The sequence below is a fragment of the Streptomyces sp. NPDC051018 genome, from assembly GCF_044456085.1.
Classification (GTDB): Bacteria; Actinomycetota; Actinomycetes; order Streptomycetales; family Streptomycetaceae; genus Streptomyces.
Genome location: NZ_JBITFN010000006.1, coordinates 90,508 through 105,479, shown reverse-complemented (window position 1 = coordinate 105,479; position 14,972 = coordinate 90,508). Strand labels below are relative to the sequence as shown.

At 71.0% G+C, this 14,972-nt stretch carries 12 protein-coding genes; 5 read left to right on the top strand and 7 right to left on the bottom strand.

From position 1 onward, the window contains the following. Nucleotides 1-163: 163 nt before the first annotated feature. The 3 genes from ACIBCM_RS12790 to ACIBCM_RS12780 form a co-directional block, all read right to left on the bottom strand. Nucleotides 164-715 (bottom strand): RNA 2'-phosphotransferase, encoded by a 552-nt coding sequence (locus ACIBCM_RS12790; RefSeq protein WP_399242281.1) that lies wholly within the window; start codon nucleotides 713-715, stop codon nucleotides 164-166. Between the two features lie 128 nt (nucleotides 716-843). Further along, nucleotides 844-1,785 (bottom strand): MerR family transcriptional regulator, encoded by a 942-nt coding sequence (locus tag ACIBCM_RS12785; RefSeq protein ID WP_399242279.1) that lies wholly within the window; start codon nucleotides 1,783-1,785, stop codon nucleotides 844-846. Nucleotides 1,786-2,275: 490 nt separating this feature from the next. Continuing rightward, nucleotides 2,276-4,099 carry an SDR family oxidoreductase gene (locus ACIBCM_RS12780; protein ID WP_399242277.1) on the bottom strand — a complete coding sequence of 608 codons (1,824 nt, stop codon included), beginning with the start codon at nucleotides 4,097-4,099 and terminating at the stop codon, nucleotides 2,276-2,278. Nucleotides 4,100-4,375: 276 nt separating this feature from the next. On the opposite strand from ACIBCM_RS12780, the gene ACIBCM_RS12775 reads away from it, so the two are divergent. The 5 genes from ACIBCM_RS12775 to ACIBCM_RS12755 all read left to right on the top strand — a co-directional run bounded on the left by ACIBCM_RS12775 (nucleotide 4,376) and on the right by ACIBCM_RS12755 (nucleotide 9,053). Beyond that, nucleotides 4,376-5,377 carry an ABC transporter ATP-binding protein gene (locus ACIBCM_RS12775; protein WP_399242695.1) on the top strand — a complete coding sequence of 334 codons (1,002 nt, stop codon included), beginning with the start codon at nucleotides 4,376-4,378 and terminating at the stop codon, nucleotides 5,375-5,377. Then, nucleotides 5,374-6,276: an ABC transporter permease gene (locus ACIBCM_RS12770; protein WP_399242275.1), complete on the top strand. Its 903-nt coding sequence runs from the start codon at nucleotides 5,374-5,376 to the stop codon at nucleotides 6,274-6,276. The genes ACIBCM_RS12775 and ACIBCM_RS12770 overlap by 4 nt, the downstream gene beginning before the upstream one ends. A 79-nt stretch (nucleotides 6,277-6,355) precedes the next feature. Then, complete coding sequence (locus ACIBCM_RS12765) at nucleotides 6,356-7,267, top strand: ABC transporter ATP-binding protein (RefSeq protein WP_399242273.1); 912 nt, start codon at nucleotides 6,356-6,358, stop codon at nucleotides 7,265-7,267. A 16-nt stretch (nucleotides 7,268-7,283) separates the two neighbouring features. Next, on the top strand, nucleotides 7,284-8,003 hold the full coding sequence (locus ACIBCM_RS12760) for an ABC transporter permease subunit (RefSeq protein ID WP_399242271.1): 720 nt from the start codon (nucleotides 7,284-7,286) through the stop codon (nucleotides 8,001-8,003). 411 nt (nucleotides 8,004-8,414) lie between these two features. Further along, nucleotides 8,415-9,053 (top strand): NADPH-dependent F420 reductase, encoded by a 639-nt coding sequence (locus tag ACIBCM_RS12755; protein WP_399242269.1) that lies wholly within the window; start codon nucleotides 8,415-8,417, stop codon nucleotides 9,051-9,053. 519 nt (nucleotides 9,054-9,572) lie between these two features. Here the strand turns inward: ACIBCM_RS12755 and ACIBCM_RS12750 are convergent. The 4 genes from ACIBCM_RS12750 to efeB all read right to left on the bottom strand — a co-directional run bounded on the left by ACIBCM_RS12750 (nucleotide 9,573) and on the right by efeB (nucleotide 14,941). Then, the gene (locus ACIBCM_RS12750; protein WP_399242267.1) at nucleotides 9,573-10,391 is read right to left on the bottom strand and encodes an HAD family hydrolase; all 819 of its coding nucleotides are present in this window, start codon (nucleotides 10,389-10,391) and stop codon (nucleotides 9,573-9,575) included. Beyond that, nucleotides 10,388-11,665, bottom strand: coding sequence for a serine--tRNA ligase (gene serS / locus ACIBCM_RS12745; RefSeq protein ID WP_399242265.1), 1,278 nt, complete (start codon nucleotides 11,663-11,665; stop codon nucleotides 10,388-10,390). Before serS ends, ACIBCM_RS12750 begins: the two co-directional genes overlap by 4 nt. A gap of 784 nt (nucleotides 11,666-12,449) precedes the next feature. Beyond that, nucleotides 12,450-13,385, bottom strand: coding sequence for a prephenate dehydratase (pheA, locus tag ACIBCM_RS12740; protein WP_399242263.1), 936 nt, complete (start codon nucleotides 13,383-13,385; stop codon nucleotides 12,450-12,452). A gap of 287 nt (nucleotides 13,386-13,672) precedes the next feature. Next, complete coding sequence (efeB, locus tag ACIBCM_RS12735) at nucleotides 13,673-14,941, bottom strand: iron uptake transporter deferrochelatase/peroxidase subunit (protein ID WP_399242261.1); 1,269 nt, start codon at nucleotides 14,939-14,941, stop codon at nucleotides 13,673-13,675. Between the last annotated feature and the right edge of the window lie 31 nt (nucleotides 14,942-14,972).

The window sequence follows — 14,972 nt, the reverse complement described above, 5'->3', positions numbered from 1 at the left end:
ATATGAGCCATCGCTTCGAGACCGTCGTACCGGCCGTTCCAAGGGCCCCGCGTCCCGGCGGCGGCAGGCACCCGGTCACCGGGACGGCCCCGCGCCCGGACCGCTGTCCCGCGCCCGGGCGACCGTCCGGCATCGGGACCTCCGGCCGCGCCCGGTTCGGCCCTTAGCCTTCCTGGAAACGCAGAAACTGCGGGGGTACGGCGTCGGCGAGCCATACTCCGTTCGCGCTGACCCGGAAAACATGGCCCGCTCGGTGCATCGCGCCGGAGTCGACGGGGATCACGACCGGGCGGCCCCGGCGGGCGCCGACGCGGGTCGCGGTCTCGCGGTCGGAGGAGAGATGCACATGGTGGCGGGCCATGGGACGCAGGCCGTCGGCGCGGATGGCATCCAGATTCCGGGCGACCGTGCCGTGGTACAGATACGCGGGAGGCTCGACCGGGGGGAGACCGAGGTCGACCTCGACGGTGTGCCCCTGGTTGGCGCGGATACGGGTGCCCTCGATGGTGAACCGCCGTTTGTCGTTGACCGCGACGACATGGTCCAGTTCGGCGCGGGTGAACGGGAAGTTGTGCGCGGCAGCAGCACGCAGCAGCTCCTCGACCTCCACCCAGCCGTTCTCGTCGAGGCTGATGCCGATGCGTTCGGGCTGATGGCGCAGATGCTTCGAGAGGTACTTCGACACTCTCACGGTGCGTCGTTCTTCGGGCGTCATGGCCTCAGGGTCACCCCAGTGGTCTTCTGGCCGCCACTGAAATAACTTCTGGTCGGCAGGTTTGATCCACAGCCAACTAGGGTTATCCACAGGGTTATTGAAAAATCTGTGGACAACTCCGCCTCCTGTCAGCGTTCTTGGCCAAGTTCCCTTCGCTCAGCATCTTGTGAGGTCAGGGCGTCCAAGGTCCTTGTCTGCACCTCCCGTTCGGCTGCGGCAGCGATGAACGCGGCCGTGTTCTCCGGGCCAACCAGAGCCTGAACCGCCTGGATTGTCCTCATGGGCAGGGTGATGGAACGGGCTTCGGAGACGGTGGGAGCGGGATCCTCCCTCGTCAGGTGCTGCTGGAGGCTCCGGGTGGCGAACGTCCGCATCGCCCGCGCCAGTTCGGCGTCGACCGTCTGCTGTGCGAGCGGCCGGAGCCGGCGGACCAGGGAAGCCGCCTCGGCCGCGTTCTCGTCGGTCGGCGGACGGTGCCCCAGATACCGGGCGAAGACATGCTCGGTGGTGAACTCCAGGAAACGGGCCGCGATGTGTTCGACCTGACCGCGAAGTTCCCGCAGATGGACCGCGATTGCCGCCAGGGGAACCCCGGCGGCGTGCAACTCGGCGGCGACCGCCAGTTCTTGAGGGCTGGGGACGAGAAAGGCGTCGTCCCGGTCCGGGAGGGGCTCCAGGACGCCCAGCTCGATCGCGTCCGCCAGGGCCCGCTCGCCGGGAGAGCCGCCGAACGTCTCGTCCAGTTCGGCGCGGGTGATCCGGGTGGCCTCCTCATCGGTCCAGGGGCCCTGCACCTCGGTGACCAGACCGAGCACCCCGCCGAGCCCCCGGCCGGCGTCCCAGGCGTCCAGCAGCTCCTTGATCGAGGCCAGGGTGTACCCCCGGTCGAGCAGACCGGCGATCTGCCGCAGCCGGGCCAGATGGGCGGTGCCGTACACATTGGAACGGCCGCGCCGCTCGGGTCTCGGCAGCAGGCCCCGGTCCTGATAGGCGCGGATGGTCCGGACGGTGGCGCCGCTGTGGTGCGCCAGGTCCTCGATCCGGTATTCGGCGACTGACTGCTCGGACAAGCCCGCTCCCTCGACGACGGACCGCGTACGACAGACGGCGCGGCCGCTCCGCCCGCCCCGCGGTCACCCACCCCGCCGGCCCCGCTCCCCGGGACACAGCCGTCACACCCAAGAGCCGCACGCGGGACCCGCCCCACCGGTGAGCCCTCCCGAGGGGCCCTCCCCACGGGCCTGCCACGACACCGGACGCGTCCGGACCCCCGGCCCCGCGATCGGCTCCCGAACGCCTCTGCGAGGGATGGTACGACCGGCGCCCGCAACGGGATACGGCCGTGCCGGCCTGCACCGGACCGCTGCCGGAATCCGCCCCGCGAGGCCCCTCCCGCGTACCCGGAGCAGGGATGAGACCGCCAGGACGAATCCCCGCGTCCGGAGCCCCGGCCGGCTCCGCGCGGTGGCCTCACCGCCGGTGGGGACGACCAGGCCGCTCGCCGCGACCGCGTGGACCGCCGCCGCGACCGAGCGGTTCCGTCGCCGGGCACGCCGGTCCTCACAGCGGGGGATCCAGCCGGGCGATCGCGCGCAGCACCTTGGGAGATACGCGCGAGAGGAACAGCCCTCCGCGGGCCTCGGGAGTCACCGGGACCACCGCCCGGTTCCGGACGACCGCGCGCAGAACCGCGTCGGCCACCTTCTCCGGCGGGTAGTTCCGCAGCCCGTACAGCCGGGCGGACTTCCGACGGCGGCGCTGCTGCTCGGCCTCGTCCACCCCGGCGAAGCGCGCGGTGGACGTGATGTTCGTATGGATGAACCCCGGGCAGATCGCCGAGACTCCGATGTCCCTGCCCGCCAACTCGGCCCGCAGACACGTGCTCAGCATCAGCACGGCGGCCTTGGAGGTGCTGTACGCGGGGAGAACCCTGGACGGCAGATAGGCCGCGGCGGACGCGATATTGACGATATGGCCGCCCTGCCCCCGCTCGGCCATCTGCCCGCCGAAGAGCCGGCAGCCGTGGATGACACCCCACAGATTGACGTCGAGAACTTCCTTCCAGTCCTCGGTTCCGGTCCTGAGCAGGGGCCCGGCGAGCCCGATGCCCGCGTTGTTGACCAGGACGTCCACCACGCCGTACTCGGCGGCGACCTTCCCGGCGAGCTTCTCCATCGCCTCCTCGTCGCCGACGTCCGCCGTCTCGCCCCAGGCGTCGGGGGCTCCGGCCAGCCGTGCCGTCTCGGCGGTCCCGGCCGCGCCCTCCCCGTCCCGGTCCACGGCCACGATCCGCGCTCCCGCCGCCGCGAACGCGAGGGCCGTGGCCCGGCCGATGCCACTGGCCGCCCCCGTCACCAGCACGAGCCGGCCGCCGAACCGTTCCGCGTACGGCCCCCGGGGCACGGGCACGGGTGCGGGTGCGGGCACGGGCCCGGCCGTGCCCGCCGTCGGGCCCCCGTCATGGGCCCGGACGAAGTCCCCGATCCAGACGGCCAGCTGATCGGGCCGGGTGCGCGGCACCCAGTGCTTGGCGGACAACGTCCGCCGGGTCAACCGCGGAACCCATATGTCCAGTTCGTCATGGAGCCGTTCGGACAGAAACGCGTCACCGGTCGGTGTGATCAGCTGGACGGGCGCGTGGGCATGGGCGTCGGGGCGCGGGCGGCGCAGCCGCGCGGGGACATTGTCCCGGTAGAGCCAGGCACCGCGGGCCGCGTCCTCGGGCAGGGACGGGGTCGGATAGCCGCCCGTCGGCGGCCTCTCCATCCGCCGGAGGATCCGGGGCCACCTCCTGCCCAGCGGCCCCCGCCAGGCCAGCTCCGGCAGCACCGGCGTCAGCAGCGCGTACACATACCAGGACTTGGCGCCCTGGCCGAGGAGCTGGGCGAGGCGGCGGGGGGTGGGCCGGGTCGTCCGCTTCCTCATCCAGTGCCCGAAGTGGTCGAGCGACGGCCCGGCCACCGAGGTGAAGGAGGCGATACGGCCCTCCGTGCGCCGGACGGTGGTGAACTCCCAGCCCTGCACCGACCCCCAGTCGTGGCCCACGAGATGCACCGGCCGGTCCGGGCTGACCGCTTCCGCGACCGCCAGGAAGTCGTCCGTCAGCTTCTCCAGGGTGAAGCCACCGCGCAGGGGACTCGGCGCCGACGAACGGCCGTGCCCCCGCACGTCATAAATCACCACGTGAAAGCGGTGGGCGAGCCGCCCGGCGACCTCGGACCACACCTCCTTGCTGTCCGGATACCCGTGGACGAGTACGACCGTGGGCCGTGCGGGGTCGCCGGACTCCGCGACGCACAGCTCGATTCCGCCCGTACGCACCCGGCGCTCCCGCGAGCCGTCGGGACCCACGCCGACCCCCTCGTTCGTGATGCCCGAGGTCATGCCACTCCCCCTCCCGCGCGCCGGTCGCGCTACGTGTCCGTAAGGTGACACTGATGAATGTGACAATGGCCGACGGCTGCGTCAAGGGGCGTACACGGCCTGTGGATAACTCCCCCGGCCTCCCCCGGCGCGGTCCGGCCCACCGACTTCGGTCGGCTGACCTGTCCACTTTGGTATGGACCCCCTACGGGTCCGTCCCTCTGGAGTCGGACACCGATCCAGCCGCCCAGGCTGACGTCCTGTGTGTCGTACGCCACTAGCGTCGAACCCGTGACTGTGATCGTGACCGAAAGCCTGAGCAAGCGGTTCCCCCGGGTGACCGCGCTTGACCGGCTCACCATGGACATCGGACCGGGTGTGACCGGTCTGGTGGGTGCCAATGGAGCCGGCAAGTCCACGTTGATCAAGATCCTGCTGGGTCTGTCCCCCGCCACGGAAGGCCGGGCCGCGGTGCTCGGGCTCGACGTCGCCACCAGCGGCGGCGCCATCCGGGAACAGGTGGGCTATATGCCCGAGCACGACTGTCTGCCGCCGGACGTCTCGGCCACCGAGTTCGTCGTCCACATGGCGCGCATGTCCGGACTTCCGCCGACCGCGGCCCGTGAGCGCACCGCGGACACCCTGCGGCACGTCGGCCTGTACGAGGAGCGCTACCGTCCCATCGGCGGCTACTCGACCGGTATGAAACAGCGGGTGAAACTCGCCCAGGCCCTTGTCCACGACCCCAAGCTGGTCCTCCTGGACGAGCCGACCAACGGGCTCGACCCCGTCGGCCGGGACGAGATGCTGGGTCTGATCCGCCGGGTCCACACCGACTTCGGGATCTCGGTCCTGGTCACCTCACACCTCCTCGGCGAGCTCGAACGCACCTGTGACCACGTCGTCGTCATCGACGGCGGATCGCTGCTGCGCTCCAGCTCCACCAGCGACTTCACCCAGTCCACCGCGACCCTCGCGGTGGAGGTCACCGACACCGACGAGCACCCCGACGGCACGGCCGTGCTCCGCGAGCGGCTCGCCGCGGCCGGAATCACGCTCCACGCGCGCGTGGAGGACGGTCTGCCCGGAGCGGGCCACATCGTGCTCGTCGAGGCGACCGGGGACGAGACGTACGACATCGTCCGCGACACCGTCGCCGCGCTCGGACTCGGACTCGTACGCATGGAACAGCGGCGTCACCACATCGCCGAGGTCTTCCACACCGCGACCCCGGACCGGGCGGCGGGCCCCGCCCCCGGGCCGTCGGCGGACCAGGAGATGGAGGCGCAGCCCCGATGAGCACCCAGACCCCGGGGGCGGCCCCCGAGACCGCCCGTATCCACAACATCGGCTACCGCAACTACGAGGGCCAGCGGCTCGGCCGCGCCTACGCGCGCCGCTCACTGTTCTCGCAGTCCCTGCGCGGTGCCTACGGACTGGGCCGCTCGGCCAAGTCCAAGGTCCTGCCGATGATCCTCTTCGCGGTGATGTGTCTGCCGGCGGCGATCATCGTCGCGGTGGCCATCGCGACCAAGGCCGACAAGCTCCCGCTGGAGTACACCTCCTACGCGATCATCACCCAGGGCATCATCGGGCTCTATCTGGCCGCGCAGGCGCCGCAGTCCGTCTCCCGCGATCTGCGGTTCAAGACCGTGCCGCTGTACTTCTCCCGCCCGATCGAGCGGATCGACTACGTACTCGCCAAGTTCGGCGCGATGGCCTCGGCCCTGCTGATCCTCACGGCTGCTCCGCTGCTGATCCTCTACATCGGCTCGCTGCTTGCCAAGATGGACTTCGCCGACCAGACGAAGTGGTTCGCCCAGGGCCTGGTCTCGGTGGTGATCCTGTCCGTCCTCTACGGCGGGATCGGCCTGGTGATGGCGGCCCTCACCCCGCGCCGCGGCTTCGGAGTCGCCGCGATCATCGCCACTCTGACCATCACCTACGGCGCCGTCTCGACCGTCCAGGCGATCGCCTCGGAGACGGGTTCGGCCGGCGCGGTCAAGTGGTTCGGCCTCTTCTCCCCGGCCACGCTCGTCGACGGTGTGCAGACCGCCTTCCTCGGTGCCACCTCCAACTTCCCGCAGGAAGCCGGGCCGGGAGCGGGCGTCGGTGTGATCTATCTGCTGGCCGTCCTCGCGCTGATCGCCGGCTCGTACGGGATCCTGATGCGCCGCTACCGAAAGGTCGGGCTGTGACCGCCCATCCGTCGCCCACCGCCACCCCTCTCACGCCCCCTCGAACTCTCAAGACCCCTCAAAAGAATGGGCCGCGCCCATGAGCACTCTTCACATCGAGCACACCTCCCGGTGGTTCGGGAACGTCGTGGCCGTCAACGACGTCACCATGGCCATCGGTCCCGGCGTCACCGGCCTGCTGGGCCCCAACGGTGCCGGAAAGTCCACGCTCATCAATATGATGGGCGGCTTCCTCGCCCCCTCCACCGGAAGCGTCACGCTCGACGGGGAGCCGATCTGGCGCAATGAATCGGTCTACCGCCGGATCGGCGTCGTACCGGAGCGGGAAGCGATGTACGACTTCCTCACCGGCCGTGAATTCGTCGTCGCCAACGCCGAGTTGCACGGCCTGGGGGCCAAGGAGGCCCAGCAGGCGCTGTCCACGGTCGAGATGGAGTACGCGCAGGACCGCAAGATCTCGACGTACAGCAAGGGCATGCGCCAGCGTGTGAAGATGGCGTCCGCGCTGGTCCACGAACCGTCCGTGCTGCTGCTGGACGAGCCCTTCAACGGGATGGACCCGCGCCAGCGGATGCAGCTCATGGAGCTTCTACGGCGTATGGGCGCCACGGGCAGGACGGTGCTCTTCTCCTCTCATATTCTGGAGGAGGTCGAGCAACTCGCCTCGCACATCGAGGTGATCGTCGCCGGACGGCACGCGGCGTCCGGTGATTTCCGCAGGATCCGCAGGCTGATGACGGACCGTCCCCACCGTTATCTCGTGCGCTCCAGCGACGACCGCGCGCTCGCCGCCGCGCTGATCGCCGATCCGTCGACGGCGGGCATCGAGGTGGACCTCGCCGAGGGCGCGCTGCGTATCCAGGCGGTCGACTTCGGTCGGTTCACCGAACTGCTGCCGCGGGTCGCCCGCGACCACTCCATCCGCCTGCTCACGGTCTCGCCCTCGGACGAGTCCCTGGAGTCGGTGTTCTCCTACCTCGTAGCGGCCTGAAAGGAGCTGTGACGTCATGTACAACCCCACAGTCGCCCGGCTCACCTACCGGGCCGTGCTCGGCCGGCGCCGGGCCGCGATCCTGCTGATCCTGCCCGCGCTGCTGATCCTCATCGCGTCGGCGGTCCGAGGTTTCAACGGCGCGGACGACCAGGTCGCCGCCGATGTGCTCGGCGGGTTCGCCATCGCCACGATGGTGCCGCTGATCGGAGTGATCGCGGGCACCGGCTCGATCGGGCCCGAGATCGACGACGGCTCGATCGTCTATCTGCTCGCCAAACCGGTGAAACGGCCGACGATCATCTTCACCAAGCTGATCGTCGCGATCGCGGTGACCATGGCCTTCTCCGCGATCCCCACGCTGATCGCGGGCCTCATCCTCAACGGCAACGGCCAGCAGATCGCGGTGGCGTACACGGTGGCGGCGCTGGTCGCGTCGATCGCCTACAGCGCGATGTTCCTGCTCCTCGGGACGGTCAGCCGGCACGCGGTCGTCATCGGCCTCGTCTACGCCCTGGTGTGGGAGTCACTCTTCGGCAGCCTGGTCGAGGGCGCGCGCATGCTGAGCGTGCAGCAGTGGGCCCTCGCGCTCGCCGAGAAGATCGGCGGCGAGGGGATGATCGGCTCGGACGTGGGGCTGCCGGCGGCGGTGATCCTGCTCGCGGTCGTCACCGTGGCCGCGACCTGGTACGCGGGCCAGAAGCTGCGGGTCCTCAAGCTCGCGGGCGAGGAGTGAGGCTCCGGGAGCGCCGGCGGCCTGACGCGATGGGCCGGCTCCGGCCGGCCTGACCGCGACGGAGCGGCTCCGCCCGGGACTCCCGGGCGGAGCCGGCGCCGCTGCGGCGCGGAGCTGATCCCTGCGGCACGCGGCGGAGTCGGTTGCGTGATGGGGCTGGGCCCGCCGCGGCGCGGGGCGGAGTTCGTTACGGCATGAGGGCTGAGCCGCTCCGGAGCCCGGCCGGTTCTGAGCCCCACCGGACCCGACGTGGCCCGGCGCTGTCGTACGCAGGGTCCCGGCCCAGGCCAGGGGCCTCCCCGGCCGCGCTGTGAACAACGGTGTAGGGCGGAGGTCGTAGGGCTCTGCCCCAACCCTTCTGGTTCCCCTGCCCGATAGCGGGCACCCCGGGCGGAGCCTAGCGTCACGGACATGACGAACATCGGAGTTCTCGGTACGGGAAACGCCGGGCGGGCGCTCGGCACCCATCTCGCGGAGGCGGGCCACGCGGTCGTGTTCGGTTCACGCGATCCGGACGCGAGAAGGGACTTGGGCCTGCCCGCCCTCACGGTCGCCGACGCGATCGCCCACGGCGACATCGTCGTCAACGCCACCCCCGGGACCGCGTCGCTGGCCCTCCTCCGGCCCTTCGCGAGCCGGTTCACCGGCAAGGTGCTCCTGGACATCGCGGTGGGGTTCACCGACACGCTGGAGCTGGCCCATCCCAACTCCAGCATCGGCGAGCAACTCCAGGAAGCCCTTCCCGGCGCCTCGGTCGTCAAGACCTTCTGCACGGTCGACTCGATCGTCATGGTCACGCCCGAGGTGCTCACCGGACCCGGTCATGTCTTCCTCTCCGGGGAGGACGAGGACGCCAAGGCGCGGGTGGCCGCACTGCTGCGGGACCTCGGCTGGAGCGACAGCGCACTGTTCGACCTCGGCGGGATCGCCACGGCGCGCGGGCAGGAGCACATGGCGCTCTTTCTCATCGCCGTGGCGGAATCACTCGGCTCGTACACCTTCGGTCTCCGGGTCGTCCCGAGCGAGGCACGGCCAAAGGCGCGGCAGTAGGCGCTCAGGGGCTGAGCGAGGCCGATGGGGCGGACGCCGAGCAGACGCCGAGCAGAGGCCGAGCAGAGGCCGAGCAGAGGCCGAGCAGAGGCCGAGCAGAGGCCGAGCAGAGGCCGAGCAGAGGCCGAGCAGAGGCCGAGCGGGGGCCGAGCGGCCGGAGGCGCGGCAATATTCGGTGGCGCCGAACCGCCGTACCGGGGAGAGTGGTTGGGCCGGGTGTACATCAGTGCGACCGGTTCACCCGCCGGGAGAGGAGCGCGACGATGACCGAGAGTCCGTCATGCTCCCCGCAGGGCAGCGCCGGGCAGGCCGCGGAGTAGCCACCGACACTCCGCGGAGCCGCGCGAGCAGTTGCCCGAGGAGGCGGCCGCTTCGAGCGCGCGAGAGCGCGGGCCGCCTCCTTCCCGGAGGGGTACGCACCCCTGCCCCCGGAGATTCCCGTCCGTAGAAGTCGGCGCCCGCCCATGCAGACGCCGGTCCCCGCACGGGCGCGGGTTCCGCCCCGCGTGCGCAGGGACGTTACGCCTCAGCCCCGAGCAGGGACTCCAGAGTGACCGCGATGCCGTCCTCGTCGTTCGAGGCGGTCATTTCCGTTGCCACTGCCTTGACCTCCGTGTGCGCGTTGGCCATCGCGACGCTGTGGGCGGCCCAGGCGAACATGGGGATGTCGTTGGGCATGTCACCGAAGGCGATCGTGTCGGCGGCGCGCAGACCGAGACGGCGGGCGGCCAGGGACAGCCCCGTGGCCTTGGAGAGACCGAGCGGCAGGATCTCCACTATTCCGGCACCCGCCATGACCACGTCGACAAGACCGCCGATGGTCTCCTTCGCGACCGCGGTCAGCGCGTCGTCGTCCAGGGACGGGTGCTGTATGTAGATCTTGTTCAGCGGGGCCGCCCACAGATCGGACACATCGGTGAGCGGAAGATACGGAAGCGGCCCCTCCTGGACTGTGTAGTCCGCGCTCATCAGCACCTCGCCGTCGAGACCGTCACGGCTGGCCGCCAGGGCCAGCGGACCGACCTCGCTCTCCAGCTTGGCGAGCGCGATGGCGGCGACCTGGCGGTCCAGGGTCAGCGAGGTCAGCAGCCGGTGCTCGCCCGCGTGATAGACCTGCGCTCCCTGGCCGCAGACCGCGAGACCCCGGTAGCCGAGATCGTCCAGGATGTAACGGGTCCACGGCACACCGCGCCCGGTGACGACGATATGCGCGGCGCCCGCTTCGGTGGCGGCGGCGAGCGCGTCGCGTGTGCGCTGCGAGACGGTCTCGTCGGAACGCAGCAGCGTGCCGTCGAGGTCCGTGGCGATCAGGGTGTACGGGAAGGGCGCGGGGCTCACCGGGCGATCGGCTCCAGGGTCTCCCGGCCGCCGAGGTACGGACGCAGCACCGGGGGCACGTGCACCGAGCCGTCGGCCAGCTGGTGGTTCTCCAGAAGGGCCACGATCGTGCGCGGTACGGCGCAGAGCGTGCCGTTCAGCGTCGACAGCGGCTGGACCTTCTTGCCGTCGCGCATCCGGACGGCGAGCCGGCGGGCCTGGAAGCCGTCGCAGTTGGACGCCGAGGTCAGCTCACGGTACTTGCCCTGGGTGGGGATCCACGCCTCGCAGTCGTACTTGCGCGAGGCCGACGCCCCGAGGTCCCCGGAGGCCACGTCGATGACCTGGAACGGCAGCTCAAGACCGGTCAGCCACTGCTTCTCCCACTCCAGCAGCCGCTGGTGCTCCGCCTCCGCGTCCTCGGGGGCCACGTAGGAGAACATCTCGACCTTGTCGAACTGGTGGACACGGAAGATGCCCCGGGTGTCCTTGCCGTAGGTGCCGGCCTCGCGGCGGAAGCAGGGCGAGAACCCCGCGTACCGCAGCGGCAGCCGGTCCGCGTCGATGATCTCGTCCATGTGGTACGCGGCGAGCGGGACCTCGGAGGTGCCGACCAGGTAGTAGTCGTCCTTCTCCAGGTGGTACACGTTCTCCGACGCCTGGCCGAGGAAGCCGGTGCCCTCCATGGCGCGCGGGCGGACGAGCGCGGGGGTCAGCATCGGGATGAAGCCCGCCTCGGTGGCCTGCGCGATCGCCGCGTTGACCAGGGCCAGCTCCAGCAGGGCGCCGATGCCCGTGAGGTAGTAGAAGCGCGAGCCGGAGACCTTGGCGCCCCGCTCGACGTCGATGGCGCCCAGCGCCTCGCCCAGCTCCAGATGATCCTTGGGCTCGAAGCCCTCCGCGGCGAAGTCGCGGACGGTGCCGTGCGTCTCCAGGACGACGAAGTCCTCCTCGCCGCCGACCGGGACCTCTGCGTGGACGAGGTTCCCGAGCTGGAGGAGGAGGTGCCTGGTCTCCTCGTCGGCCTCGTCCTGCGCCGCGTCGGCCGCCTTGACGTCGTGCTTCAGCTGCTCGGCCTTCGTCAGCAGCTCGGCCCGCTCCTCGGGGGACGCCTTGGGGATGAGCTTGCCGAGGGCCTTCTGCTCGGAACGCAGCTCGTCGAAGCGGACGCCGGAGGACCTGCGACGCTCGTCGGCGGAGAGCAGGGCGTCGACGAGCGCGACGTCCTCTCCACGGGCGCGCTGGGAGGCGCGAACACGGTCGGGGTCCTCACGGAGCAGGCGAAGGTCAATCACCCCACCAGGCTACCGGTGCCCGATCCCCACCCGCTCGTCCATTCCTGCCGGACGGCATTTTGTCCCTATTGCTGGAATTTGGGAAAGTCGGGGCGGGGTGCCGGACCCGCGTCAATGACGAGTGACCCATTCGCCGGAACGGAGTATGGCGCCGGGGCCGGAATTGACCCATATCCCTTGTGGGCTGCGGGACTTGGCCGGGTGTTGTCCACAGGCATGTCGCCGTTCGGAAAGTTATCCACAGGCTGTGTGGGAGAACTGTGGATTGTGGAGCTGATCATTCCCGAAGGTGGGGCGGAACGTACGGATCCCCTTCTCAAACCCGCTCGACACGCTCATTTGGGTGGTAATTACTCGCCCCAAAGAGTTGATCGGTGAAACGGGGGTGACGGGAAGGTGTCAGGGGTGAACTGCGGCCCTGTGGAGGGAAGTGGGGTGAGTCGGCCGATTTGTCGACCGGAGGGGGTTTGGTTGTCGACTTGTCCCCAGGTCGAGATGCGAGCCTGTGGATAACTCTGTGGACAACAAAAATCGGCAGGTAGGACAGTTCTGGTCAGCGCGATGGCCTCTGTCCCCCGGGTCCTTCGGCCGGTGTCCGGCTCCGGACCGGTGGTCCTGGTTCCGGGTGGTCCCGGCCCCGTCCCGGCCAGGTCCCCGGTTCCGGATCTCCGGCCTCCGGTCCGTCTCCCCCGACCGGGCCCCGGCCCGTCTCCTCCGGTCCGTTTCCCCCGCCCAGGCCCCCGACCGGCCTCCGGGACCCGGTTCCGGGCCTCCGGGGCCGGATTCAGGGCCGGCCGTCCTGGCAGCGCGCCAGCCAGTCCGAGGCGTCCGTGAACTCCGCGTCCGACGTTCCCGCCCGTGGCCCCTTCACGTCCGCCGGCGAAACCCCCGCGCGCGGATACGAGCCGAGGAACCGCACCTCCGGACAGATCCGCTTCAGCCCCATCAGCGCCTCGCCCACCCGGCGGTCGGCGATATGGCCCTCGGCATCGACGGCGAAGCAGTAACTACCGATGCCCGCACCCGTCGGGCGGGACTGGAGCAGCATCAGGTTGACCCCCCGTACCGCGAACTCCTGGAGCAGCTCCAGCAGCGCGCCCGGGTGGTCCTCGCGCTGCCAGATCACCACGGACGTCTTGTCCGCGCCCGTCGGCGCGGCCGGCCGCGCCGGACGGCCCACCAGGACGAAACGGGTCTCCGCGTTCTCGGCGTCGTGGATGTCGGTGACGAGCGGCTCCAGGCCGTACGTCGCCGCCGCGAACTCACCCGCGAAGGCGGCGTCGTAACGCCCCTCCTGCACCAGCCGGGCGCCGTCCGCGTTCGAGGCGGCCGACTCCCACAGGGCGTGCGGGAGGTGCGCCCGCAGCCAGTTGCGGACCTGGGGCTGGGCGACCGGATGCCCGGTCACGGTCTTCACGGCGGACAGCTCGGTGCCCGGCCGGGCCAGCAGCGCGAAGGCGATGGGCAGCAGCACCTCGCGGTAGATCATCAGCGGCTCGCCCGACGCCAGCTCGTCCAGGGTCGCGGTGACACCGCCCTCGACGGAGTTCTCGATCGGTACGAGTGCCGCCGCCGCGTCCCCGTTGCGTACGGCGTCGAGCGCGGCCGGGACGGAGACCATCGGGACGAGTTCCCGGGTGGCGGCTTCGGGGAGCGTACGGAGAGCTGCTTCGGTGAACGTGCCCTCGGGGCCGAGGTAGGTGTACCGCGTGGCTGACATACGGTCACCCTAGTGGGCCCGCGACGCCCCCGGCGCCCGGTGCGGGCCGCCCTCCGGCCCGTGGTGGCCCGCCCTCCGGGCGCCTCCGGCAGCGGCTCCCGTCCGCCCCGGTGAGAGGTCCGGGCGCACCCCCGGTAACAGGCACCCGCCAGGGGCCGGGCACCTTGGTATGAGGCACCCGCCAGGGGCTTCGGTAACAGGCACTCGCTATGGACGGCGCCCCTTACAACAGGGCTCCCGGCCGGTCCGCGCGCCCGGCCCGGCTCACCCGCGCACGCCCCCGGAATCTACGGTTCCAGCAGCCGCTGCCCCACGTACTCGCCCTCGGCCGGGCCGCCCGGTACCGCGAAGAGTCCGCTGGCCTCGTGGCGTATGAACGGGGAGAGGGCGTCCCCCCGGTCGAGCTTCCGCTGCACGGGTACGAAGCCGCGCAGGGGATCGGCCTGCCAGCAGATGAAGAGCAGACCCGCGTCCGGCGTCCCGTCGGCGCCGATCCCGTCGTGGAAGGAGAACGGCCGCCGCAGCATCGCGGCACCCCCGTTCTGCTCGGGAGCGGAGATCCGGGCGTGGGCGTTGGGGGCGATGACCGGCTTGCCGTCCGCACCCCTTTCGTCGAGCGCCGGGGCGGTCGTCTCCGTACCGCCCGTCAGCGGGGCGCCGTCCGACTTGCGGCGGCCGATGACCTCCTCCTGCCGTCGCGGAGCGAGCGCCTCCCAGTCGTCGAGAAGCATCCGGATCCGGCGTACGACGGCGTAGGAGCCGCCCGCCAGCCAGGGCTGACCGGTGTCGGCCGGGACGAAGATCCGCCGCTCGAAGTCGGGGTCGGACGGCTTCGGGTTGTTCGTCCCGTCGACCTGGCCCATCAGATTGCGGGCGGTCATCGGCCGCCCGGTGGCCCCGGGGGAGCGGTTGAAGCCGTTCATCTGCCAGCGCACCCGGGCGGCGCCGCCCGCCGCCTTCTGGATCGCGCGCAGCGCGTGAAAGGCGACCAGGGAGTCGTCGGAACCGATCTGCACCCACAGGTCGCCGTTGGAACGCCCTGCGTCCAGCTGGTCGGCGGAGAACGCGGGCAGCGGGTCCAGCCCGGCCGGCCGCCGCGCCACCAGCCCCGTACGGTCGAAGAAGGTACGGCCGAACCCGAAGGTGACGGTCAGCGACGACGGTCCCGCGTCCAGGGCGACCCCCGTGTCGGCACCCGGGGCCGGGCGGCCCGCCATCAGCTCCGCCGCCAGCGACGACCAGCGGCGCATCAGGGCCGCGGCCTCCCCCCGCCCCGCTCCCGGGGCCAGGTCGAACGCGATCAGATGGCCGCGGGCCTGGAGGGGGGTGGTGATGCCCGACTGGTGCCGGCCGTGGAAGGCGACGGTGGTGGAGCCGACAGCCGTCAGGGCCGTGGGGGCGTCACCGGAGGCGGCGGCATGGGCCACGGCCCCGCCCGCCGCGCCGAGCGCGAGCCCCGCCGCTCCGGCGGTGGAGATCAGACGGCGCCGGGAGACACCGCTGCCGCCGGGAGTCGGGGGAGCCGTGTCCTGAGGCCGGGTTGCACCGTCCGGCACCGGCACCGGCACCGGCACCGGGACGGCACGG

Coding starts and splice junctions, on each gene's coding strand:
- ACIBCM_RS12790 (WP_399242281.1), bottom strand. CDS start 715: ATGACGCCCGAAGAACGACGCACCGTGAGAGTGTCGAAGTACCTCTCG.
- ACIBCM_RS12780 (WP_399242277.1), bottom strand. CDS start 4,099: ATGACCTCGGGCATCACGAACGAGGGGGTCGGCGTGGGTCCCGACGGC.
- ACIBCM_RS12770 (WP_399242275.1), top strand. CDS start 5,374: ATGAGCACCCAGACCCCGGGGGCGGCCCCCGAGACCGCCCGTATCCAC.
- ACIBCM_RS12765 (WP_399242273.1), top strand. CDS start 6,356: ATGAGCACTCTTCACATCGAGCACACCTCCCGGTGGTTCGGGAACGTC.
- ACIBCM_RS12760 (WP_399242271.1), top strand. CDS start 7,284: ATGTACAACCCCACAGTCGCCCGGCTCACCTACCGGGCCGTGCTCGGC.
- ACIBCM_RS12755 (WP_399242269.1), top strand. CDS start 8,415: ATGACGAACATCGGAGTTCTCGGTACGGGAAACGCCGGGCGGGCGCTC.
- pheA (WP_399242263.1), bottom strand. CDS start 13,385: ATGTCAGCCACGCGGTACACCTACCTCGGCCCCGAGGGCACGTTCACC.